18 protein-coding genes are annotated in these 19,880 nt (G+C 68.6%); 12 read left to right on the top strand and 6 right to left on the bottom strand.

Annotated elements, in window-relative coordinates; translation table 11 throughout:
* Positions 1 to 10: 10 nt before the first annotated feature.
* A complete protein-coding gene (lexA, locus tag NCI01_RS15385; RefSeq protein WP_254182381.1) occupies positions 11 to 733 on the bottom strand; it encodes a transcriptional repressor LexA in 723 nt (240 codons plus the stop codon).
* Between the two features lie 127 nt (positions 734 to 860).
* Here lexA and NCI01_RS15380 point away from each other — a divergent pair, with 127 nt between their 5' ends.
* Positions 861 to 1,643, top strand: a complete 783-nt coding sequence (locus NCI01_RS15380) for an SDR family NAD(P)-dependent oxidoreductase (protein WP_254182380.1) — start codon at positions 861 to 863, stop codon at positions 1,641 to 1,643.
* Positions 1,644 to 1,662: 19 nt separating this feature from the next.
* On the opposite strand, the gene NCI01_RS15375 is transcribed toward NCI01_RS15380, so the two are convergent.
* Positions 1,663 to 2,877: an NAD(P)/FAD-dependent oxidoreductase gene (locus NCI01_RS15375; RefSeq protein ID WP_254182379.1), complete on the bottom strand. Its 1,215-nt coding sequence runs from the start codon at positions 2,875 to 2,877 to the stop codon at positions 1,663 to 1,665.
* Positions 2,878 to 3,145: 268 nt separating this feature from the next.
* On the opposite strand from NCI01_RS15375, the gene NCI01_RS15370 reads away from it, so the two are divergent.
* The 3 genes from NCI01_RS15370 to NCI01_RS15360 all read left to right on the top strand — a co-directional run bounded on the left by NCI01_RS15370 (position 3,146) and on the right by NCI01_RS15360 (position 5,486).
* The gene (locus tag NCI01_RS15370) at positions 3,146 to 3,499 is read left to right on the top strand and encodes a LysM peptidoglycan-binding domain-containing protein (protein ID WP_254182378.1); all 354 of its coding nucleotides are present in this window, start codon (positions 3,146 to 3,148) and stop codon (positions 3,497 to 3,499) included.
* A 656-nt stretch (positions 3,500 to 4,155) separates the two neighbouring features.
* Entirely contained in the window at positions 4,156 to 4,701 is a 546-nt protein-coding gene (locus tag NCI01_RS15365) for a hypothetical protein (protein ID WP_254182377.1), read from the top strand.
* A gap of 194 nt (positions 4,702 to 4,895) precedes the next feature.
* Positions 4,896 to 5,486 (top strand): hypothetical protein, encoded by a 591-nt coding sequence (locus NCI01_RS15360; RefSeq protein WP_254182376.1) that lies wholly within the window; start codon positions 4,896 to 4,898, stop codon positions 5,484 to 5,486.
* A gap of 61 nt (positions 5,487 to 5,547) precedes the next feature.
* Here NCI01_RS15360 and NCI01_RS15355 read toward each other — a convergent pair whose 3' ends face one another.
* Positions 5,548 to 5,886: a hypothetical protein gene (locus NCI01_RS15355; protein ID WP_254182375.1), complete on the bottom strand. Its 339-nt coding sequence runs from the start codon at positions 5,884 to 5,886 to the stop codon at positions 5,548 to 5,550.
* 355 nt (positions 5,887 to 6,241) lie between these two features.
* Here NCI01_RS15355 and nrdR point away from each other — a divergent pair, with 355 nt between their 5' ends.
* The 8 genes from nrdR (at position 6,242) to NCI01_RS15315 (ending at position 17,085) form a co-directional block, all read left to right on the top strand.
* Positions 6,242 to 6,718: a transcriptional regulator NrdR gene (gene nrdR, locus NCI01_RS15350; RefSeq protein ID WP_254182374.1), complete on the top strand. Its 477-nt coding sequence runs from the start codon at positions 6,242 to 6,244 to the stop codon at positions 6,716 to 6,718.
* A 116-nt stretch (positions 6,719 to 6,834) separates the two neighbouring features.
* Positions 6,835 to 9,735 carry a vitamin B12-dependent ribonucleotide reductase gene (locus NCI01_RS15345; RefSeq protein ID WP_254182373.1) on the top strand — a complete coding sequence of 967 codons (2,901 nt, stop codon included), beginning with the start codon at positions 6,835 to 6,837 and terminating at the stop codon, positions 9,733 to 9,735.
* Positions 9,736 to 10,208: 473 nt separating this feature from the next.
* Positions 10,209 to 11,825, top strand: a complete 1,617-nt coding sequence (locus NCI01_RS15340; RefSeq protein WP_254182372.1) for a peptide ABC transporter substrate-binding protein — start codon at positions 10,209 to 10,211, stop codon at positions 11,823 to 11,825.
* Positions 11,826 to 11,965: 140 nt separating this feature from the next.
* Entirely contained in the window at positions 11,966 to 12,970 is a 1,005-nt protein-coding gene (locus NCI01_RS15335) for an ABC transporter permease (protein ID WP_254182371.1), read from the top strand.
* Between the two features lie 4 nt (positions 12,971 to 12,974).
* Positions 12,975 to 13,877 carry an ABC transporter permease gene (locus tag NCI01_RS15330; RefSeq protein ID WP_254182370.1) on the top strand — a complete coding sequence of 301 codons (903 nt, stop codon included), beginning with the start codon at positions 12,975 to 12,977 and terminating at the stop codon, positions 13,875 to 13,877.
* Positions 13,878 to 13,889: 12 nt separating this feature from the next.
* Entirely contained in the window at positions 13,890 to 14,942 is a 1,053-nt protein-coding gene (locus NCI01_RS15325) for an ABC transporter ATP-binding protein (RefSeq protein ID WP_254182369.1), read from the top strand.
* Positions 14,943 to 14,950: 8 nt separating this feature from the next.
* Entirely contained in the window at positions 14,951 to 16,057 is a 1,107-nt protein-coding gene (locus NCI01_RS15320) for an ABC transporter ATP-binding protein (RefSeq protein ID WP_254182368.1), read from the top strand.
* A gap of 185 nt (positions 16,058 to 16,242) precedes the next feature.
* The gene (locus NCI01_RS15315; RefSeq protein ID WP_254182367.1) at positions 16,243 to 17,085 is read left to right on the top strand and encodes a Kelch repeat-containing protein; all 843 of its coding nucleotides are present in this window, start codon (positions 16,243 to 16,245) and stop codon (positions 17,083 to 17,085) included.
* Positions 17,086 to 17,110: 25 nt separating this feature from the next.
* Here the strand turns inward: NCI01_RS15315 and NCI01_RS15310 are convergent, their stop codons facing one another.
* The 3 genes from NCI01_RS15310 to NCI01_RS15300 all read right to left on the bottom strand — a co-directional run bounded on the left by NCI01_RS15310 (position 17,111) and on the right by NCI01_RS15300 (position 19,798).
* Positions 17,111 to 17,692, bottom strand: a complete 582-nt coding sequence (locus NCI01_RS15310) for a copper chaperone PCu(A)C (protein ID WP_254182366.1) — start codon at positions 17,690 to 17,692, stop codon at positions 17,111 to 17,113.
* A gap of 139 nt (positions 17,693 to 17,831) precedes the next feature.
* A complete protein-coding gene (locus tag NCI01_RS15305; RefSeq protein WP_254182365.1) occupies positions 17,832 to 18,431 on the bottom strand; it encodes a GerMN domain-containing protein in 600 nt (199 codons plus the stop codon).
* A complete protein-coding gene (locus tag NCI01_RS15300; RefSeq protein ID WP_254182364.1) occupies positions 18,425 to 19,798 on the bottom strand; it encodes a HAMP domain-containing sensor histidine kinase in 1,374 nt (457 codons plus the stop codon). The genes NCI01_RS15305 and NCI01_RS15300 overlap by 7 nt, the downstream gene beginning before the upstream one ends.
* Between the last annotated feature and the right edge of the window lie 82 nt (positions 19,799 to 19,880).

Here is a 19,880-nt window from a genome sequence, read left to right as displayed (position 1 = left end):
GCGTCTCCGGTCAGAGGCTGCGCAGCACCGCCGTCACGACACCGAGGATCGTGGCGTCGTCGCCCGGGATCGGGTCGTAGGCGTCGTTGTGGGGGAGCAGCCACACGTGGCCGTCCTTGCGCTGGAAGGTCTTGACGGTGGCCTCGCCCTCGATCATCGCCGCGACGATCTGGCCGTTGGTGGCGGTCTGCTCCTGGCGGATCACGACGTAGTCGCCGTTGCAGATCGCCGCGTCGACCATCGAGTCACCGGAGACCTCGAGGAGGAAGAGCGTGCCGTCGCCGACGAGCTGCTTGGGGAGCGGGAAGACGTCGGTGACCTGCTCCTCGGCGAGGATCGGGCCACCGGCGGCGATCCGGCCGACGACGGGGACGTTGGTCGCAGTGGGGAGGGCGTCGCCGATGCCGGTCTCGTCGAAGGTGCTCTCCTCGGCGCCGGACATGCTGCGCCGTGCCGCCATCACCTCGGGCAGGAACACCTCGAGGGCGCGCGGACGGTTGGGGTCGCGCTTGAGGAAGCCCTTGCCCTCGAGCACGCGCAGCTGGTGGGCCACGCTGGAGGACGAGGTGAGGCCGACGGCCTGGCCGATCTCGCGCATCGACGGCGGATAGCCCTTGTTCTCGATGGAGTCCTTGATCGTGGCGAGCACCCGCTGCTGGCGCGGGGTCAGGCCGGTGGCGTCCGGGGGGCCGTCGGGCATCTCGATGACGTTCTTGTCGTCCTGCTTGGCCATGCGTCCTCCACTACGTCGACCCCGCCGTCCGCGGCTGGACAGGGGGGAACCGGTGCGACCACCGTAGACCTCCCGGAGGGGTGGGATCAAACACCTGTTCGAAGCCGCGTGTCGCTAGTGTCGGCAGATGCAGACCTCGTGCGTCGTCACCGGTGGAGCCCGCGGGATCGGGCGTGGGATCGCGGAGCTGATGGTCGCCCGCGGCCACCACGTCGTCATCGGCGACGTCGACGGCTGGGCGGCGGCCACCACGGCGGCCGAGATCGGCGCCGTCGCAGGCCTCGCCCAGGACGTACGCGATCCGGACTCGCACCGCCTCGTCGCGGAGGAGGCGGCTCGGCACGGCGCGCTCACCACGTGGTTCAACAACGCCGGCGTCGGCGACGACGGCCTGCTCGCGGCCCTCTCGGTGGAGCAGGTGCGCCGGCTGGTGGAGGTCAACCTGCTCGGTACGACGTGGGGCACCCGCGCGGCGCTCGCGGCGTTCGGGCCCGGCGGCGGCGACGTCGTCAACGTCGCGTCGCTCTCCGGCCTCGCGCCGGTGCCGGGCTACAGCATGTACGCCGCCACGAAGGCCGCGGTCGTCTCGCTGTCGGCGTCGGTCAACGCCGAGTCGCCGCGCGGCGTGCGGGTCCACGCCCTGTGCCCCGACGGCGTCGACACCGCGATGCTCGCCGCGCAGGACCCCGACGGGATGGGCTCGCAGCTGACGTGGTCCGGAGGCGCGATCCTCGGCGTCGCCGAGGTCGCCGCCGCCGCGGTCGACCTGGTGGGGTCGCGCCGGGTCGTGCGGACCGTGCCGGCCTGGCGCGGGGGAGTCGCGCGGAGCGCAGCCCTCGCACCCGGCACGCTGCAGCACGCGGCCCGGCTGTTCGCCGCCCAGGGCCGTCGGGCGATGAAGCGGCGCTGACCGGCCCCGGTCGGGACGGTCAGGGCAGCCGCACCTGGCCGTGCTTCATCTTCCAGAGGAAGTACTTCTCGAAGCCCAGCTTCATCACGTGCGCCTGCGGTCCGGGGATCAGCACCCCGTGCTTGCGCGGCGGCAGCATCTTGTCGGCGAGGATCACGACTCCGTTGTTGCCGGCGTCCATCACGCACACCGCCGGGATGTCGCCGAACGCCTTGTGCTCCGCCGGCTCCTCGCCCCGGACCTGGGCGGCGATGTTGAGCGCGGCCGTGTGGGCCTGCTGCTCGGTCGGGAAGCCGGTCTTGGGGATGCCCACCGGCGTCGCCGTCGTCCACGGGACCTCGACCGCAGCGGCCACGCCCACGGCGTACAGGTCGTCGTAGGCCTCGCTCTGGTAGGTGTCGCGGACCTTGACGAAGCCGTTGTCGTCGGAGATCGCCTCGACCTTGCGGACGACCTCCTGGCCGGAGAACGGCGGGATGATCATCGCGTAGCCGAAGTCGATCGTGCGCCCGTCGGCGAGCACCAGGCGGCCCTCGTCGACGTGGTCCATCGCGGTGTCGAGGACGGCGTGGATCTTCTCCTTCTTGAGGAACATCCCGAGCAGGCTCTCGCCGTGGGGGAGCCCGCCGATGCCGAAGTGGCCGAGGAACGGCTCGGCGCTCACGTAGGTCAGCCTGACCTTGTCCTTCAGGCCGGCCTTCTTGAGCTGGTAGCTGGTGTTGAAGAGGAACTCGTACGCCGCGCCGAAGCAGCCGGCGCCCTGGGTCGCGCCGATGACGATGTCGCCGGGCTCGTCGCGGTCGATGAAGCGGCGCCAGCCCTCGCCCGCGTGGAGGGCGTCCTCCATCGTGGTGATGGTGTGGGCGTTGCCGTCCTGGCCGAGTCCGGGGATGACGTCGAAGCGGTTGCGGTAGCCGGTGGCGATGACGAGGTAGTCGTAGTCCTGGGGACCGGCGGCCGTCTCCACACGCTTGGCGACCGGGTCGATGGCGGTCGCCTCGGCGTGGACGAAGTCGACCTGGTGCTCCTCGAAGGTCGGTCCCACCTTGAACGTGATGTCGCGGCGGATGCGCTTGCCGAACGGCACCCAGATCAGCGAGGGCGTGAAGAGGAAGTCGTCGCAGGACGACACGACCGTCACGTCGACGTCCCCGTGCAGCTCGTGCTTGACGGTCAGGGCGGCGGTGAGACCGGCGAAGTTGCCGCCGAGGACCAGGACCTTCTTGCGTGACATGACGTGCTCCGTTTCGTGTCGACTGCCTCCACGCTCGTCCTCGGCATGCGCCGTCGGTAGGACCGTTGGAGGTCTCCTCCGCAGGCCTTCCGGCCCCTCGAACATTCGTTCGGTCAGGTGCTTGACCTGTTCGAACAGGTGCTCTACCGTCGTACACATGTTCGATCGAACGTCTGATCGACGCCCGGTGGCCGAGGCCGCTGTCGGTGGGTCCGACTAGACATTCGTTCGACAGACAACCCGGCTGAATCTTCCCCAGGAGGCCACCATGAGCACCCTCAGCCTTTCCCCCGCTTTCTCCCCCGCCCCGGCACGCGCCCGGTCGACGGTTCGCCTGACCCGCCGGGGCCGGCTCGTGGTCTTCATGACCTCCCTGTTCCTGGTGCTGGGCGTGGCCTTCATGCTCGCCGGCGGTGCCGTCGGCACCGACGAGGCCGGCCAGCCCGCCCCGACCGAGATCGTCCAGGTGGCGCCCGGCGACACCCTCTGGGGGATCGCCAGCGAGATCGCCACCGACGGCGACGTCCGCTCCATGATGAGCGAGATCGAGCGGCTCAACGCCCTCGAGTCCGCCGGCCTCTCGGCCGGCCAGAAGCTCCGCGTCCCGGTCGTCTCCGACTGACGCGCGAGGCCTCCATCAGCCGCTTCGACCCCGGCTGGTGGAACCAAAGGGGAAGACCGAGGGGCGGGCCCAGTGGCCCGCCCCTCGGCGCATTTCGTCCTCGTTCCCGTCGGCTGGCTGGTCTCGCGGCCCGGGGGTGGTGGTCCGTCGTGCGAGCCGGAAGGTGGCGGCAGATCGCATCTCGGAGGGCTGCCGGGGTGTCATGTGCCGCCACCTTCGGCCGTACGGCGCTGGGGGTGGCGGCAGATCGCATCTCGGAGGGCTGCCGGGGTGCCATCTGCCGCCACCTTCGGCCGTACGGCGCTGGGGGTGGCGGCGGGTCGCAGCTTGGACGGCTGGTCCGGTGTGATGTGCCGCCACCTTCGGCGGTGCGGCGCTGGGGGTGGCGGCGGGTCGCAGCTTGGACGGCCGGTCCGGTGTCGTCTGCCGCCACCTTGGGCCGTACGGCGCTGGGGGTGGCGGCGGGTCGCAGCTTGGACGGCCGGTCCGGTGTCATGTGCTGCCACCTTCGGCCGTACGGCGCTGGGGGTGGCGGCAGATCGCAGCTTGGGCGGCCGGTCCGGTGTCATGTGCCGCCACCGCGCGCGCCGCGCAAGTTCTCCACAGGTTTTGCCGTCGCTCTGGTTCGACCCACGCTCGGATGGGTAGTTTCGGCGGTGCTGACGTTGTTCTCGGGAAGGCACCTCATGCACGTACGCCGCGCACTCGCGTTCGCTCTCGCGGTCCCCGCCCTCCTCGCCGGGTGCTCGGACGACCCCGAGCCCGCGCCCAAGATCCCCGAGCCGACCAGCTCCTCGCCGACGCCGACGCCGACGGAGTTGGAGACGCCCGAGGCGGAGAGCCCGGAGGCGTTTGTCCGCCGCTGGGTAAAGGCGGGCGACGAGATGCAGGTGACTGGGAATGTTGAAGCGTTCCGCGCGATATCGAAGGGATGCCAGGCCTGTGCGGACCTGATCCGGACCGTGCAAGAGGTCTACGGCGCGGGTGGATCGATTGAGTTTGGTGGCTCGAAGATCACCTTGCTGAGACGCGTTGGGAAAGAACCGCCGACGTTCGAACTCGATATGCAGACGCCTGAAACCATCGTCCGAAACGCGCAAGACGATGTGCAGGACGAGTATCCGGCTGGGACCGGTAAATACGTCGTGACCTTGGCAGGCCGTGGCGACAGTTGGCGTGTGGCCCACTACGCGCGGCGCTAGTGATGGCAACCTCGGTATCGCGGTACGCCGGTCTCCTGCTCGTGATCTGTGCGACCTTGATCAGTCCGGCTCCGCCATCTCACGCAGAGGGAAATTGTTCAGAGAGCGTTGGCCTCTGGGGTGCCAGTAGTACCTGCATGTGGAGTTTCGCCGACTATGAGGCCTCTAGCTCGTCTGGCGAGACGCACACCTGGGTGGTCGCCATCCAGTGCGGCAACGGCGGCATCTGTGTCGAGCACGTCGAGTGCGAGGAGGGCGGCCAGCCCGGCTACGTCCACGACATCTTCCGGGACGGAGTCGACGTAGGCGACGTGTGCGTGCCGGACAACGCGGTGCAGGAGATCGACATCGCGAAGCTGGTCCTCCGCGAGTTCAAGCGGATCGCCTGGCCGTCGTCCGAGCTCGTCGTTCAGCCGCGCGGCGGGCGCACGCTGGTCAACTTCGACACCAACTTCTACACACCCGACCACCAGTCGATCGACCAGTCCCTCACGATCGCCGGCCAGTCGGTGGTGATCCGCGCGGTGCCGGTCTCCTACACCTACTACTTCGGCGACGACACCAGCACCACGACCGCCAGCCCCGGGAGCCCGCACCCCGACCTGGAGATCACCCACCAGTACGCGCGCACCGGCGACGTCGTCGTACGCGTGGACACGACCTATGCGGGCGAGTACCGCATCGGGGAGGGGGAGTGGACGTCGATCCCGGACACCCTGACGGTCGAGGGGGACGAGGAGGACCTCGAGGTCGTCGAGGCGCTCCCGCAGCTCGTCCTCGAGTAGTGCGGTCCCTGTGGTCCACCGGGTGGACCACAGCCACCGCGCAAGGGCGCGGCAGGGGCGATCAGCGAGCGGCGCGCTTCCCGCCGACGGGACGCGGGGGAGCGTCGTCGGACGGCGGCGGGGTCGTGATCCCGAGGACCCGCATGAGCCGGGCGACCAGCAGCAGGCCGACGAAGAGGCACACGATCGCGCCGAGGCAGGCCAGTGCCATGAAGCTCCAGGCCGAGCCGCCGGTGCCCCCGCGCGCCGCCGTACCGAAGTCGATGGCGGCGTAGACGAGGTAGCCCCAGGCGACCACGCAGAGGGTGATCGCGGCGCCGAGTCCGAGGGCAGCCTTGTTGAGGGTGCGTGGCGCCGGAGCGGCCCTCCGCGACCCTGCTCGCTTACCCCCCGTGGACACGAGGTCATTGTGTCGGACGCGGCCTGATGGGGGCACGGGAACCGCCCGGAAGCGACGCGAGACGTCGTGCGGCGCGCCGGTCGGGAGACGCACATCCGCCCAAAACCGCAGGTCAGGGACGTGCTCAGAAATTGCCTCGCGGACTTCACGCGTTCGCTTGCCATGCGTTGTGGCCGGGGCGTACGGTTACCACTACATCTAGTAGTTACACCGCTGTAGTTATCCACATCTGGTGCACAGGCCAGAGGGCGAACCGCACAGCTACAGGCTAGTTGTCCACAGGAACATCCCCAGCCGGCACCCCGTTGTACGGGTGTATGAAGCGCGCCCTGAGACGTCCGAGAGGAGGACCAGCATGCACTGTCCCTACTGCAAGAACGAGGACACCAAGGTCCTCGACTCCCGGGTCGCCGACGACGGCGGTTCGATCCGTCGTCGCCGCACGTGCGCGGCCTGCGACCGCCGGTTCACGACGGTCGAGAAGATGCAGCTCACCGTGCTCAAGCGTTCCGGCGCGACCGAGCCGTTCAACCGCGACAAGGCGATCGCTGGCGTCCGCAAGGCCTGCAAGGGCCGCCCGGTCTCCGATGCCCAGCTCGCCTGCCTCGGCCAGGAGGTCGAGGACGCCCTGCGCCTGAGCGGGCAGGCCGAGTTCGACGCCAACGACGTCGGCCTCGCGATCCTGGCGCCGCTGCGGGCGCTCGACGAGGTGGCCTACCTCCGCTTCGCCTCGGTCTACCGCGCGTTCGAGTCGGTCGACGACTTCGACGCCGAGATCAAGATGCTGCGGCTCGAGCGAGCCGCCGACGATCAGCCCGTGCACACGGGCTGACCCCCAGACGGCCCGGCAGGTAGTGGGGAAGCTGCCTGCCGGGCTCACAACCCCCGCGAGACGACTCGCGCCAGCACCAAACCCACCACCCAATCCACGAGGGACAGAGGAACTCCATGACCGAGACGGTGAGCACCCGCGCCAAGGCGAGGGGCAAGGGCCTGAAGCTGGAGCGCGTCTTCAGCACCGAGGGCACGCACCCCTACGACGCCATCACGTGGGAGCGTCGCGACGTCGTCCAGCAGAACTGGAAGACCGGCGAGACCGTCTTCGAGCAGCGCGGCGTGGAGTTCCCCGACTTCTGGTCGGTCAACGCCTCGACCATCGTCACCACCAAGTACTTCCGCGGCGCCGTCGGCACCGACGCCCGCGAGTGGAGCCTCAAGCAGCTCATCGACCGGGTCGTGAAGACCTACACGAAGGCCGGCATCGACAACGGCTACTTCGCCGGCGACGCCGACGCGGAGATCTTCGAGCACGAGCTGACCTGGCTGCTGGTCAACCAGTACTTCTCCTTCAACTCGCCCGTGTGGTTCAACGTCGGCACCCCGTCGCCGCAGCAGGTCTCGGCCTGCTTCATCCTCTCGGTCGACGACTCGATGGACTCGATCCTCAACTGGTACAAGGAGGAGGGCTTCATCTTCAAGGGCGGCTCCGGTGCCGGCCTCAACCTCTCCCGCATCCGCTCCTCCAAGGAGCTGCTGTCCTCCGGCGGTACGGCGTCGGGTCCCGTCTCCTTCATGCGCGGCGCCGACGCGTCCGCGGGCACCATCAAGTCGGGCGGCGCGACGCGTCGTGCGGCCAAGATGGTCGTCCTCGACGTCGACCACCCCGACATCGAGGAGTTCGTGATGACCAAGGCGCGCGAGGAGGACAAGATCCGCGCGCTGCGCGACGCCGGCTTCGACATGGACCTCGGCGGCGCCGACATCACCTCGGTGCAGTACCAGAACGCCAACAACTCGGTCCGCGTGACCGACGAGTTCATGCGTGCGGTCGAGGACGGCACCGAGTTCGGCCTGCGCGCCCGCGGCACCGGCGAGGTCATCGAGACCGTCGACGCCCGCGACCTGTTCCGCAAGATCAGCCAGGCCGCGTGGGAGTGCGCCGACCCGGGCCTGCAGTACGACGACACGATCAACGACTGGCACACCAACCCCGAGACCGGCCGCATCACCGCGTCCAACCCGTGCTCGGAGTACATGTCGCTCGACAACTCGTCGTGCAACCTCGCGTCGCTCAACCTGCTGAAGTTCCTCAAGGACGACGACACCTTCGACGCCGCCCTCTTCGCGAAGGCCGTCGAGTTCATCATCACCGCGATGGACATCTCGATCTGCTTCGCCGACTTCCCGACCGAGGCGATCGGCAAGACCACCGTCGACTACCGCCAGCTCGGCATCGGCTACGCCAACCTCGGCGCACTGCTGATGGCGATGGGCCTGGGTTACGACTCCGAGGGTGGCCGCTCGATGGCTGCCGCGATCACCTCGCTCATGACCGGTACGTCCTACAAGCGCAGCGCCGAGCTCGCCGGGATCGTCGGCCCCTACGCCGGCTACGCCCGCAACGCCGAGGCCCACAAGCGCGTGATGCGCAAGCACCAGGCGGCCAACGACGTCGTACGCGTGCTGCACACCGAGGACGGCCGCGTGCACAAGCTGGCCACCAAGGCGTGGGCCGACGTGATCAAGACCGGTGAGAAGAACGGCTTCCGCAACGCGCAGGCCTCGGTGCTCGCGCCCACCGGCACCATCGGCTTCATGATGGACTGCGACACCACCGGCATCGAGCCCGACTTCTCGCTGGTGAAGTTCAAGAAGCTCGTCGGCGGCGGCTCCATGCAGATCGTCAACCAGACCATCCCGCGGGCCCTGAAGAAGATGGGCTACCAGGAGGAGCAGGTCGAGGCGATCGTCGCCTACATCGCCGAGCACGGCCACGTCGTCGACGCCCCCGGCCTCAAGGCCGAGCACTACGAGATCTTCGACACCGCGATGGGCGCCCGCTCGCTCAAGCCGATGGGCCACGTGCGGATGATGGCGGCCTGCCAGCCGTTCCTGTCCGGCGCGATCTCCAAGACGGTCAACCTGCCGGAGACGGCCACGGTCGAGGAGATCGAGGACGTCTACCTGCAGTCGTGGAAGCTCGGCCTCAAGGCCACCGCGATCTACCGCGACAACTGCAAGGTCGGCCAGCCGCTCTCCGACGGTGGCGGCAAGGCAAAGAAGGACGCCGCCGACAAGGCCGCCTCCGACGCGGCCGAGGTCGAGACCAAGGTCGTGGAGAAGGTCGTCTACGCCCCGGTCCGCAAGCGCCTGCCGAAGTCGCGCGTCTCCCGTACGACGTCGTTCACCGTCGGCGGTGCCGAGGGCTACATGACCTCCGGCGCCCACGACGACGGCCAGCTCGGCGAAGTCTTCCTCAAGCTCGGCAAGCAGGGCTCGACCCTGGCCGGCGTGATGGACGCCTTCTCGATCGCGGTGTCGATCGGCCTGCAGTACGGCGTCCCGCTGGAGACCTACGTCTCGAAGTTCACCAACCTGCGCTTCGAGCCCGCCGGCCTCACCGACGACCCGGACGTGCGGATGTCGCAGTCGATCATGGACTACATCTTCCGCCGCCTCGCCCTGGACTACCTGTCCTTCGAGGAGCGGTCGATGCTCGGCATCTACTCCGCCGAGGAGCGCCAGCGCCACCTCGAGACCGGCTCCTACGAGCCGCTCGTCGAGGAGACCGGCTCGGCCGCCGAGCTCACGACGCCGGCCTCGTCCTCCGCTGCGGCCGAGGTCGTCGAGGCCGAGGAGATCGAGACCAAGGACACCCACGGGTCCGAGGCCCGCGAGGTCCCGGCCCAGGTGACCACCGGCGAGGCCAAGACGACCGCCGAGCTCTTCGAGAAGCTCACCGGCACCGCCGTCGACTCCCCGCTCTGCATGACCTGCGGGACGAAGATGCGCCCGGCTGGGTCCTGCTACGTGTGCGAGGGCTGCGGGAGCACCAGCGGCTGCAGCTGATGTGAGTTCTCACGAGTGAGTCAGTGGATTCGCAGAAGTGAGTCAGTCGATTCTCGCGAGTGCTGAGCATCCGGCACCGCTGACACGACAAGTGCAGTGACAGCCACTTCGGCCCCGAGAGAGCAAGTCTCTCGGGGCCGAAGTGCGTTCGAGCGACGCGTCATCGGCTCAGCTGAGGGACCCGGCAACCAGTAGTCGGACGCAGGGACGGCGCCGTGGGCGTGCACGCCGACTGGTGAGGTCGCTGTCGATTCGCATCGGTTCGCCCCGCGAGTCCGGAAGAAGGGCCCCGCAGGCGGCGATGCCGCGGCAGCCGCTGCTGTGAGCGCGCGAGACGCAGTCGTCACACAATCGCGTCACAAACCGGGGTTGCTGTTTGCGGTCGTATGACGTTCGGGGCTGCGCGTTGCCGCAGCTCTGCGGGGCGGCCAACGATGGCGAGACGAGCATCCTCGACTTTGCTAGGAGATCTCATGCGAGCGAAACGGTCATGGCGCGTCGCAGCCGCCTGCTCAGCACTTGTCCTCGGTCTGGCCGCATGCGGCGGCGGGAACGACGACGCGGACCAGAACGAAGGGACCTCCGACCCGTCGACCGGCACCGCGGGAGGAACGTACGCCGCCGAGCTGACCGAGCCGACGTTCCTGGCTCCTGCCTCGAACTGCTACGAGTCCGAGTGCAGCGCCGTCCTCGACCTCATCAACGACCCGCTGGTCAGCACCGACTTCGAGTCGGGCGAGCTGATCTATGACGGTCTTGCGGAGGAGATCACGGCCAACGAGGACCAGACGGTCTGGACGATCACGCTCAAGGAGGGCCGCACCTTCCACAACGGTGAACCGATCGACGCCGAGTCATTCGCCCGTGCGTGGAACTTCTCGCAGGACCCCGACAACGCGCAGGCCACGGCCGGTTTCATGTCTCGCATCGAGGGCGCGGGAGAGGGCCCTGAGGCCTCCGGGATCAAGGTCGTCGACGAGCAGACCCTCGAGGTGACGCTCGACAAGCCGTTCTCGCAGTTCGGTCAGATGCTGAGCTACGCCCCGGCGTTCGCTCCCATCGCCCAGGAGTGCTTCGACGACATCGACTCGTGCAACGACACACCGATCGGCACCGGCGCCTACGAGATGACGGAGCCCTGGCAGCACGACCAGCAGATCACGGTCGAGAAATGGGCCGACTACGAGGGCGAGCAGCCCGCGATGGCGGACTCGGTCGAGTTCAAGATGTTCACCACGCCGGTCGCGGCCTACCGCGACTTCCAGAACGGCGGCCTCGACGTGCTCAGCCTGGCGCCCGAGGTCTACCTCGAGGCGCAGGGCGTGCTCGGTGACGCGATCATCGAGGAGCCCACTGCGACACTGACCTACCTCGGGTTCCCCATCGACGAGGCGCCGTACGACAACAAGAAGGTGCGCCAGGCGATCTCGATGGCGATCGACCGCGAGCTGATCGTCGATCAGGTGCTCAACGGACTGGCCTACCCGTCGACCGACATCGTGACGCCGCCGATCCCCGGTGCGCGAGACGACGCGTGCGAGTACTGCACGTACGACCCCGAGCGGGCCAAGGAGTTGCTCGCTGAGTCCGGGGTGGACCCCGAGGGTATGACCCTTCAGTACTACTTCAACGCCGGCGCCGGACACGACGCCTGGGTCGAGGCGGCAGCCCGTCAGGTCCAGAAGACGCTCGGCTTCGACTACGAGCTGAACTCCACCGAGTGGGCGCAGTACCTCGAGCTCCTCGACGGCGGTGACTTCGAGGGCCCGTTCCGCCTCGGCTGGTCCCTGGACTACCCGTCGCCGGAGAACTACATCCGGCCGATCGTGGGCACCGACGGTGACTCGAACTACACGGGCTACAGCAACCCGGAGCTGGACGAGCTGGTCGCCCAGGGCGACGCCGCCACCTCGTTGGACGAAGCCATCGACCTCTACCAGCAGGCCGGCGACCTGGCTCTCGAGGACATGCCGATCATCCCGATGTGGAGCGGCGGCACTGCCATCGCCCACTCCGACGAGGTCGGCAACGTCCGGTTCGACGTGGGCGAGGGTGAGATCGCGTACGGCGAGATCACCGTCGAGGAGTGAGCGTCTAGCAACACAGCACGTGTCCCAGATGCCGGGTCTGGGAACACCCCGGGCGCACACCAGCCCGTGCGGGGGCCGGGCACACCGTGCCCGCCCCCGCTCGGGCGGCCACCACTGAGCAGAACCGGAAAGGGGTCCTCATGGGTCGCTACGTCGCCCGTCGGCTGATCCAGTTCATCCCCGTCATCCTCGGGACGCTCTTCCTGCTTCACATGCTCAGCACACTGACGATCCAGATCGTCGGTGACCCGGTGCGGGCCCTCTTCGGGCCCAACGCCCCGCCGCAGGCGATCATCGAGGAGCTGCAAGCGAGGTACAACCTCGACGACCCCTGCCTCGAGCAGACGGGCAACCCGTGCGTCGGCCTGTTCGTGGATCGGATCGGGCAGTACGCCTCCGGCGACTTCGGGGTGAACTTCCGGGGCCGCTCGGTGATGGAGATGTTCCTCGAGCGATTTCCCGTCACTGCTCGGCTGACCGTGATCGCGCTCGCGTTCGAGATCGTCGTCGGCATCACCGCCGGAGTGCTGGCCGGGCTCAAGAAGGACAAGCTCATCGACAACCTGGTGCGCTTCACCACTGTCGTGCTGATCGCCTTTCCGGTGTTCGTCTTCGGATCGCTGGCCCTGCTCCTCGTCGGACTCAAGATCGGGCTGCCGTTGCGCAACAGCGACTGGGCACCGGAGTGGCTCGGACAGATGCTCAACGTCGGCTACGACCCCGACTACCCCTGGCTCAGCCTGGTGCTCCCCGGCATCGTGCTCGGCGCGTTCTCCTTGGCGGCCATCGCTCGTCTCACCCGCACCAGCTTGATCGAGAACCTGCGATCCGACTATGTCCGCACCGCGCGAGCCAAGGGCCTGGGCGCCAGAGACATCGTCGGTGTCCACACACTGCGCAACTCGCTCATCCCGGTGATCACCTACATCGGCATCGACATCGGGTTCCTGCTTGGCGGCTCGCTCGTCACCGAAGGCATCTTCAACATCCCCGGGGTCGGGCAACTGGTGTTCCTTGCGATCCAGGCCAACGACGCCCCGGTGATCATCGGCGTGGTCACGATCCTCACGGTCGTGTTCCTCGTCTCGAACCTCGTCGTCGACATCCTGTACGCCGCACTCGACCCGAGGATCCGCTATGACTGAGACGATGTCGGCGAAGAGCGCCGGAGCCAGTGAGATCGCCGACGAGGGCGTCAACCGCTCGCTGTGGGGCGACGTGCGCTACGAGTTGGCGCGCAAACCGCTCTTCTGGGTGTCGCTGATGCTCGTGCTGGTCATCCTCACCATGGCCTTCTTCCCTCAGCTGTGGGCGTCGGAGTCGCCGAACGCACGGGGCGCCTGCGACCTGGCGAACGCCCGGGGCAAGCCCACCTGGGACCATCCGTTCGGTTACACCACCGCCGGTTGCGACATGTGGTCGTCCCTGGTCTGGGGAACCGGGAAGTCCGTGATCCTGGCGATCCTGGTGACCGCGGGGACGACGATCCTCGGCGTCCTGCTCGGCACCGCGGCCGGCTACTACGGAGGAGGCACCGACACGATCATCAGTCGGATCACCGACATCTTCTTCGGCCTGCCGTTCATCCTGGGAGCGCTGGTCTTCCTGGCGCTGTTCCCCGAACGGAACGTCTACACCCTGACTCTGGTCTTCGTCGTGTTCGGATGGACGTCGCTGACCCGCGTCATGCGCGGAAGCGTCATCGCTACCAAGCAGAAGGATTTCATCGACGCGGCGCGAGCGCTCGGCGCCAGCGACCTGTTCATCATCCGCAAGCACGTGATCGCCAACAGCATCGCTCCCGTGATCGTGCTGGCGACGATCGCGCTCGGCACCTACATCAGCGCCGAAGCAACGCTCACTTTCCTCGGTGTCGGCTACCAGCGACCGGCGGCGTCGTGGGGACTGCTCGTGGCCGACGGCCAGACACTCGCGCTCGCCGGGTTCTGGCACCTGCTCGTCTACCCGTGCGCATTCATCGTCACCACCGTGCTGGCGTTCATCCTGCTCGGCGACGTCCTCCGCGATGCGCTCGACCCACGAAATCGATAGGAGAGGACGACGATGACCGACATACTCAGCAACGGACACCACCGCGCCATCCGGACGCCTCTGGACGCCCTCGCGTTCGACGAGGACGCGCCCCTCCTGGAGGTCAGGGACCTGCAGGTCGAGTTCCACACCCGTGACGGGCTGGCCCACGCAGTCAACGGCGTCAGCTTCGTGCTCGAGGCCGGGGAGACCCTGGGCATCCTGGGCGAGTCCGGCTGTGGGAAATCGGTGACCGCCCAGGCCATCATGGGCATCTTGGACACCCCGCCGGCGAAGATCGCCGGTGGCGAGGTGCGCTACCGCGGCGTCGACCTCCTGTCGCTGGACGAGTCCGTACGACGACACGTCAGGGCGAACCGGATCGCGATGATCTTCCAGGACGCGCTGTCCGCGCTCAACCCGGTGTTCACCGTCGGCTGGCAGCTCGGCGAGCCGGCGCGCAAGCACTCCGGCGCCTCGCGCGCCGATGCCAGGCGCCGGGCCGTCGAGCTCCTCGACATGGTCGGCATCCCGGCCGCGAAGGAGCGGGTGAGCGACTACCCCCACCAGTTCTCCGGAGGCATGCGCCAGCGCGTGATGATCGCGATGGCACTGGCGCTCGAGCCGGACGTCATCATCGCCGACGAGCCCACCACCGCCCTGGACGTGACCGTCCAGGCGCAGGTGATGGACCTGCTCGCTGGGCTGCAGAAGGAGCTGCAGCTCGGGCTGGTGCTGATCACCCACGACATGGGCGTCGTTGCCGACGTCGCGGACAAAATCTGCGTGATGTACGCCGGCGGCGCGGTCGAGCAGGCCAACGTCTACGACATCTATGAGAAGCCGGCGCACCCCTACACGAAGGCCCTTCTCGAGTCGATCCCGCGCATCGACCAGAAGGGCCAGGACCTGACCGTCATCAAGGGCCTGCCGCCCGTACTGACCGACCGCCCCCCGGGCTGTTCGTTCAATCCGCGCTGCCAGTACGCCCGTGGCAACTGTGCGCACGACGAGCCGCCGCTGTACGACGTGCCGGGCGGGCGCAAGAGCGCCTGCCACTACTGGGAGGAGGTGCTCGGCTCATGAGCACCGAAATGAGTGAGCAGAACTCGAAGCTCGCTCGCGCCGACGGTGACGTCGTCCTCCAGGTCACGGACGTCAAGAAGTACTTTCCGGTGAAGAAGGGCATCGTCTTCCAACGGACGGTCGGCCAGGTGCAGGCGGTCGACGGCGTGTCGCTGGAGTTGCGCCGCGGCGAGACGCTCGGTGTCGTCGGGGAGTCCGGCTGCGGGAAATCGACCCTGGGTCGGTTGCTGATGGGGCTCGAGCGGCCCACCTCGGGTTCCATCAAGCTGAACGGGCGCGAGATCGCCGACCTCAAGGGGCCTGAGCTCCGCAAGATGAGGCGCAACATCCAGATCGTCCTGCAGGACCCCTACTCGTCCCTCGACCCGCGAATGACCGTGGGAGACATCGTCGGTGAGCCCTATCACGTGCACCCCGACGCCCTGGCCGGTCGGGATCGACGCACGACCGTCCAGGAGCTGCTCGACGTGGTGGGGCTCGATCCCAGCCACGTCAACCGCTACCCGCATCAGTTCTCGGGCGGTCAACGCCAGCGCATCGGCATCGCCCGCGCCCTGGCGCTCAAGCCGGAGATCATCGTCTGCGACGAGCCGGTCTCTGCTCTCGACGTGTCGGTGCAGGCCCAGGTCGTCAACCTCTTCGAGCAGCTGCAGGAAGAGTTCGGGTTGTCCTACGTGTTCATCGCCCACGACCTGTCGGTGGTCCGGCACATCTCCGACCGGGTGCTGGTGATGTACCTCGGCAAAGGCGTCGAGTACGGCACCGAGGCCGAGATCTACGAGCACCCCACCCACCCCTACACCCAGGCGCTCCTGTCCGCGGTCTCGGTGCCGGACCCCCGGTTGCGGGGCCATCGCGACCACATCGTGCTTGAGGGCGACGTGCCCAGCCCGGTGGATCCTCCGTCCGGCTGTCGGTTCCGGACCCGCTGCTGGAAGGCGGAGGACATCTGCGCCACCGACGAGCCGATGCTCGTCACCCGCGACGGGGCAGCACACCCGTCCGCGTGCCACTTCGCCACCGAGCGCGACGTCGTCCACGCCCTCGACCGCGACCTCCGCACGGAAGGCGCTCACATGTTCGGACGCGACGGTGACAGCACCGCCAGCCGATGAGGCGGACCCGGCACTCGCGCGTGTCCGCCCGGAACAGGCATCGCTCGCGGCCAGTACACGTCTGGGCGGTCCTGATCCTGTGGCTGTTCACCGGATGCTCCGCGGGACCTCCTCGGGCGACGTCCGAGGTGCCGGTCGCCTCCGGGACCCCGACCCCGGCGCGGACCACGGCGCCGTACCCCTCCATGCCCACCTGGGAGCTCGCCGGCACGCTGCAGACACCCCGCGACGACTTCGCGACTGCGGTCGTCGACGGTGAGATCTGGGTGCTCGGCGGGATGACCGGGGACCGCGGGAACCGCCTGACCTCCATCGAGGTCTACGACCCGCACACCCGTGCCTGGAAGACGTCGAAGGTGGAGATGCCCGTGGGGCTCGCGTCCTTCGAGGGCGTGGCGATCGATGGCCGGATCTTCGTCTTCGGCGGCCTCGACGCGGCCAGCCAGCCCACTGACTTCTCCGCCGTCCTCGACACGTCGTCGGGGAGATGGACGGCGCTGCCTCCCATCCCGCACGCCCGCTACGCGCACACGGTGACGCTGCACGAGGGCCGCATCTACGTCGTCGGCGGGGAGTCGGTCGCGGGAGCGGTGCGCGAGGTGGACGTGTTCGACGTGCAGTCAGGCCGGTGGTCGCCCGGCGCCCCGCTGCCGCACGCCCGCGGGTCTCACGACACCGTGTCAACGTCGGACGGACTCTACGTCCTGGGCGGCTGGCTCGATGGCGCGCCGTCCCGTCTGGTCCAGAGGTACGTGCCCAAGACCGGGACGTGGACCGCAGGGCCCGCCTTGCCCGAGCCGGTGTCCCGAGCCGGTGCCGCGGTCCTCGACGGGCGATTGTGGGTGTCGTTCCACGAGTTTGCCGCCGCCCTCGACCTGAGGACCGGCGAGTGGGCGCCCGCGAACCACCCCCCGCTGTCTCGCCACGGCCACGGGCTCGTTGCTCTCGACGGCGCTCTCTACGCCATCGGCGGCTGCCAGGAGTCGCCCCTGCGCGACGTGCGCACCGTGGACGTCATGACACCGTGAACCGCGACGGGCCCCGCCTCGCAGCTCACTCCGGTGAGATGTCACCGTCGATCGGTTCCAACACCTCCACCTCGGCGTAGGGACCCGTTTGCGTCTCGACCGGAACCGTCGTCGCGATCGGAGCTGAGTTCGCGAAGACCAGCCGCAGCTCGGCCCTGAAGCCGGGCACGAACTGATCGCTGAACACCGTCATCTGGGCATCGCGGGCCAACGTGACAGGCTCGTCCGGGGGCAGGACGATGGGTCCGTCCGCGATCACGATGTCGTAGGACTCGATGGTCGGGTCGACGTCGACTCCCACGAGCCGGTCGGTGTCGTCACCGGAGTTCACCAGGGTTCCCACCAGACGCGCCGCGCCCTCGCCGTTGGTCACCAGCGCCATCCCGAGGGCCTTCATCGACTCGGTGCTCTCCACCTGGCCGATCGAGGGCTGGGTCTCGATCTCAGGATCAGCGCAGGCGGTCAAGCCTGCCAGCAGCAGTGCGGCCAGCATCGCGGGGAGTCGTCGGGCGGGGCGGCGGGTGCGCGGAGGTTCGACCATGCAGCCATGGTTGCCCGCGGGGCTCGCGCGCATGCGGGCCCTTCGGCCGTCGCGGCCGATCGTCATCGGATCGTCACCGGGGGGTCTGTGCTGCTGGCCATCCGCACCCGTCATGCGTGGCACGGCCCTGTCCGGCCGACATGTCGATCTGATGACGACCGTCCGAACGGTGGCTCCGGCGGCCGCATGAGGTGGCGCCGGCGTTCTACTCCGGGTCGGCCGACTCGAGGCGCGCGCCTCGCGGCGCCACCGAGAAGAAGTCGGAGCGGCGCACGGCACCGCTGGTCAGACCGCGGTCCGTGGGCAGCTCGATCGGCTCACCGTTGAACGTCATCCGCACCAGCCCCCGCGGCCGAAGCTCGGTCGCGGTCCACACCAGCTGTGCGGTGGCCAGCAGTTGCAGGTCTCCGTCGATCTGCGTGAACTGCACCGGCACGTTGATGGTCACCGAGACGCCGGGCGACCGCCAGGAGGGTGCCTGATCGACCTGGAACTCTCCCGGCGCCACCGCTGTCGTGGCACCGGCCGCCTCCTCCGCCGCGGTCGGACCCTCGATCAGGAGCTCCACCAACGACCGTGCCGACGTGTTGTCGCTGGTACGCGTCACCGGCTCCAGACGACCGTCGCGAATCAGGTACACCCGCACGGCGTTCATCCCGCTCGGAGCCGACGTCGGCACGGGAGGGGCGGGGCTCTGCTGCAGCAGCGCGGGATCGTCCTGCAGCGGGACACCGCACCCGGCAGTGAGCAGCACCGTCGCTGCGAGGAGCGCCGCGGCGACTCGGGCGCGTAACCGGTTCAGCATCGCGTCCCCGCCGAATCGACGCGGGGCAGCCGTACGACGAAGCGGGCGCCCCCGCTGGGGCGGTTCTCGGCTGTGACGGTGCCGTCCAGAAGGCGCACATGCTGCGCCACCAGGGCCAGGCCAAGCCCCGCGCCGTCGGTCGACCCACGCTCGCTTCTCCTCCCGCGGGAGAAGCGGTCGAAGATCCCCTCCAGCTCCTCAGTCATCAGGCCGGGTCCGGAGTCCTCCACGGCCAGACACACGACGTCGTCGGTGGCGTCGACCACCACGCGGTGCGCCCCGTGACCGTGCCGGTCCGCGTTGTCGACCAGGTTCATCAGCACTCGTTCCAAACGCCGCTTGTCGCCGCGCACGACGGCCTCCGCGCCGGCCGATGTCACCTCGAGTCGCTCTACCAGGCGCTGCGGCAGCGCCTGCCGGGCCAGGTCGGCGAGGCGGAACTCGACCAGGGTGAACTGGTGACTGCCGGCATCGGCGCGCGAGATCTCCAGCAGGTCCTGAACCAAGCGCTGGAACCCATCGACCTCGGCGCGCAGCAGGTCCAGCACCTCGCGGCCCTCGGGAGCCATGGAGCCGCGGTACCCGTCCATCAGCTGCACGGTGTTCACCATCGTGGTCAGCGGGCTGCGCAGCTCATGACTGACGTCGGCGGCGAACTTCGCGTCCATCCTCATCCGCCGCTCCAGGGCGGCAGCGGTCTTGTTGAACGAATCCGCGATGGACCGCAGCGCGGGGTCGCCTCGTGCGTCCAGGCGAGCGCTGACATCCCCACGTGCGATGGCGGCCACCGCGTCCGCGACCTGCTCCAGGGGCCGCAACGCCGGCTGCATCACCCACCACCCCAACGCCATGGTCGCCAGTGGCGCCAGGATGCCGCCGACCAGCAGGACGAGGCTCAAGGTTCGCAACGTCTGGTCGAGCTCGTCGAGGGTGAAGACCTCGAAGTAGGCCCCGCCGGCACCGGCAACCGGCATCCCCACGACCAGGGCCGGACGACCGGACACCTCGACACGCTGCGAGTGCGGACGCCCCTCGGTGACGTGCTCGGTCAGTGCCGCAGGGATGCTGCTGCGGTTGACCCGTAGGTCGTCGGTGAACCACTCGTCCTGCTCGGTGCGCAGCAGCGAGGTCGAGTCCAGCTCGCGCGGCAGACGGGCAAGCACCGCGGACGGCGACGAGCCGCCTGAGCGCACCTCCAGGCTGACCTGCTCGAGGTTGGACAGCGCCTGCGCCACCGCCGCCTCCTGCCGCTGACCGAGCAGGTAGCTCGCCACGCTGAACCACACCGCAGTGCTGGTGAGGACGGCCAACATCGCGGCCACCAGACCGAACAACAAGGTGGCGCGGGCCCGTATCCCCAGCAGCATGAGCCACCCCCGGGCCCGGGTCCGGCCGCGACGCAGCCATGAATGCAGTGAGCCCGGTCCCGACGTCACCGGGGTGAGTCTT

Source organism: Nocardioides pinisoli (assembly GCF_024199985.1).
GTDB classification, from domain to species: Bacteria; Actinomycetota; Actinomycetes; order Propionibacteriales; family Nocardioidaceae; genus Nocardioides; species Nocardioides pinisoli.
Note: the sequence above shows the minus strand (reverse complement) of the source record. Positions and strands in the feature narration are given on the sequence as shown.

Excerpts from the sequence above, each read along its gene's own strand:
- lexA (WP_254182381.1), bottom strand. The coding sequence starts at position 733 with ATGGCCAAGCAGGACGACAAGAACGTCATCGAGATGCCCGACGGCCCC.
- NCI01_RS15380 (WP_254182380.1), top strand. The coding sequence starts at position 861 with ATGCAGACCTCGTGCGTCGTCACCGGTGGAGCCCGCGGGATCGGGCGT.
- NCI01_RS15375 (WP_254182379.1), bottom strand. The coding sequence starts at position 2,877 with ATGTCACGCAAGAAGGTCCTGGTCCTCGGCGGCAACTTCGCCGGTCTC.
- NCI01_RS15370 (WP_254182378.1), top strand. The coding sequence starts at position 3,146 with ATGAGCACCCTCAGCCTTTCCCCCGCTTTCTCCCCCGCCCCGGCACGC.
- nrdR (WP_254182374.1), top strand. The coding sequence starts at position 6,242 with ATGCACTGTCCCTACTGCAAGAACGAGGACACCAAGGTCCTCGACTCC.
- NCI01_RS15345 (WP_254182373.1), top strand. The coding sequence starts at position 6,835 with ATGACCGAGACGGTGAGCACCCGCGCCAAGGCGAGGGGCAAGGGCCTG.
- NCI01_RS15340 (WP_254182372.1), top strand. The coding sequence starts at position 10,209 with ATGCGAGCGAAACGGTCATGGCGCGTCGCAGCCGCCTGCTCAGCACTT.
- NCI01_RS15335 (WP_254182371.1), top strand. The coding sequence starts at position 11,966 with ATGGGTCGCTACGTCGCCCGTCGGCTGATCCAGTTCATCCCCGTCATC.
- NCI01_RS15330 (WP_254182370.1), top strand. The coding sequence starts at position 12,975 with ATGTCGGCGAAGAGCGCCGGAGCCAGTGAGATCGCCGACGAGGGCGTC.
- NCI01_RS15325 (WP_254182369.1), top strand. The coding sequence starts at position 13,890 with ATGACCGACATACTCAGCAACGGACACCACCGCGCCATCCGGACGCCT.
- NCI01_RS15320 (WP_254182368.1), top strand. The coding sequence starts at position 14,951 with ATGAGTGAGCAGAACTCGAAGCTCGCTCGCGCCGACGGTGACGTCGTC.
- NCI01_RS15315 (WP_254182367.1), top strand. The coding sequence starts at position 16,243 with ATGCCCACCTGGGAGCTCGCCGGCACGCTGCAGACACCCCGCGACGAC.
- NCI01_RS15310 (WP_254182366.1), bottom strand. The coding sequence starts at position 17,692 with ATGACGATCGGCCGCGACGGCCGAAGGGCCCGCATGCGCGCGAGCCCC.
- NCI01_RS15305 (WP_254182365.1), bottom strand. The coding sequence starts at position 18,431 with ATGCTGAACCGGTTACGCGCCCGAGTCGCCGCGGCGCTCCTCGCAGCG.
- NCI01_RS15300 (WP_254182364.1), bottom strand. The coding sequence starts at position 19,798 with ATGCTGCTGGGGATACGGGCCCGCGCCACCTTGTTGTTCGGTCTGGTG.